General features: G+C 64.8%; 2 protein-coding genes and 1 tRNA gene. 1 reads left to right on the top strand and 2 read right to left on the bottom strand.

The window, feature by feature from the left end:
* A partial coding sequence (locus WCJ52_RS12915) for a hypothetical protein (protein WP_336903709.1) occupies nucleotides 1-212 on the top strand: 212 nt, incomplete at its 5' end.
* A 157-nt stretch (nucleotides 213-369) separates the two neighbouring features.
* On the opposite strand, the gene WCJ52_RS12910 is transcribed toward WCJ52_RS12915, so the two are convergent.
* Nucleotides 370-1,611, bottom strand: a complete 1,242-nt coding sequence (locus tag WCJ52_RS12910; RefSeq protein ID WP_336903708.1) for a DegT/DnrJ/EryC1/StrS family aminotransferase — start codon at nucleotides 1,609-1,611, stop codon at nucleotides 370-372.
* A 203-nt stretch (nucleotides 1,612-1,814) separates the two neighbouring features.
* A tRNA-Arg gene (locus WCJ52_RS12905) sits at nucleotides 1,815-1,891 on the bottom strand.
* Nucleotides 1,892-1,966: the final 75 nt, after the last annotated feature.

The raw sequence follows: 1,966 nt of genomic DNA, 5'->3' as shown, positions 1-1,966 counted from the left end.
TCGCCCGCCTGATGGACCCGGTCCACCCCGACCGCCCGGCCGCCCCCGGCCCCCTGGGCGAGGCCGACGGCGTGCCCATCGAGGTGGTGGAGCTGACCGGCGCCCCCGGCGACCTCTGGCTGATGGACATGAGGGCCCTGCACACGGCCGCGCCGAATGCGTCAGCGGCGCCGAGGCTGATGATGACATGGCGGTTCTTGCGGGAGGGGTGAGGGCGTCAGAGCCAGGTGGCCGCCGTCTTGGCCCCGCAATGCTGCGTAAACTCTTTCTCGGGGCCCTTCCGAAAGCCGAGTGAGCGCATCAGGGCGCCCGTGATCTCGCCCCCCTGGTCGTTCCCCGGTTGTGGGGGTCACGAGACCCGATGTCCACTCAGGTGGGTAAAGTTGGCCTAGGGGCGGGGCGGCCGGCGTCACTCAAATCTGCGTCGCCATCATGATCACCTTCTCTCCCACCCTCCGCCAACGCTGCGCAAACGACGGCAAGGAGTCTGCCGCGCTCCTTCTCGGAAAGGTCTGCCGGATTGGGTACGTAGACAACGTTTTCGATGAGACCCTTCGCCGTTGCAGTTTGATCCGGCGCGAGCGCTCGCAGACTGGTCGCCCCTCGCGTGGCGTCGAAACCGGCGGCGCGCAGACGATCTATGACCCCAACCGGATCGGAGGCGCGAACGGGCATGAGCCAGAACGCTGAGGTCTGAACACAGCCACCTACCTGGGCGTTCTCTGGCAAAGCATCCACGAAGGCGCGACCGATTCGGCGACGAAACTCGGGATCGGGCGACGCCGCAATTCGGCGCGCCATCAGCGAGACCAGTCGTCTCGGCGGCTGTTTCCTTATCGCCTCAAGTAGGTCCTGCCCGCCAAAGCCACGAGCCGCGCCGCCAATGACCGAGTCAGGGTCACGCCCTAAGGCAGCGATCGCCCTTATCACCCCTGCATAAACCCACGGTGTGCTCGCAAGCTTCAGAATCAAATACTTCACGGCCCGGGCGCGGAACCATCGCTCCTTGACAAGGTCATAAGTCTCGAGCCGCTGCCGGACGCGCGCCGCCAAATCTGGATCGCGAAACACAGCGACCCCACCACCCAAGGCGGTCCTGCGCTTGATTGGTCCGAAGCTAAAGAGTGTCACATCGGCGTCTGACAAACCTTGATACCCGTCGCCTGAGAAGGCCTGGGCGGCGTCCTCGACAACGAGCACGCCACGCTTCCTGAGTTCGGCTGCATCCCAAACTTCGCTGACGCCGCCATACAGTTGCGTCACGACACACAATCTCGCCCCGCATCGCCCTTGGGCGTTCAACAAGGTGTCGGGCTCCGGCGCCAGGGTCGTCAGGTCGAGATCGACCGCCTCAATGGTCAGATCATGCGCCCGCACGATGTCGGCCATGTTCTGGATGTTGATGCCGGACATCAGGACACTTGATTGCGGCGGCGGCCCCACTTCGCTCAGCAGGGCGTCGAACACTGTCCGGACGGACAGGCCGATCACCACGCGCCCGGGTGCGAAGTACTTCTCGACCACGGCTTCGGCGACCCTTGTGTCGTCCCTTGACACGGGTGCGCCCACCGCCGCCCAGAGGAGGTCGCCCCAACCGATGTCGAGTTTCAAGCGACTGTACATCGGGTTCATCCAGCGCAGCAGGGACACGGGCTTGCAGACCAGTATAGGGGAAAGGCGGCAAAGCCATGAAGTCGCGTCGATCGCGCCATCAGACAGAGGCGCGCCGAAACGGAGGCCCTGGGATCTGGCCGGGGAGGGTGCGCCCTGACCGGCGGTGCGCGACCAGAATTCTTCCGCTTTGACGGAGAAAATGGCGCGCCCGGAACGATTCGAACGTCCGACCCTCAGATTCGTAGTCTGATGCTCTATCCAGCTGAGCTACGGGCGCGCAACGCCTTGCGGCGAGGGCGCAGTACCTAGTCGCACGGGCGAAAAAGCGCAAGCGGGGGGTCGGGAGATTCCT

The organism is Phenylobacterium sp., from assembly GCF_037138395.1.
Taxonomy (GTDB): domain Bacteria; phylum Pseudomonadota; class Alphaproteobacteria; order Caulobacterales; family Caulobacteraceae; genus Phenylobacterium.
Note: the sequence above shows the minus strand (reverse complement) of the source record. Positions and strands in the feature narration are given on the sequence as shown.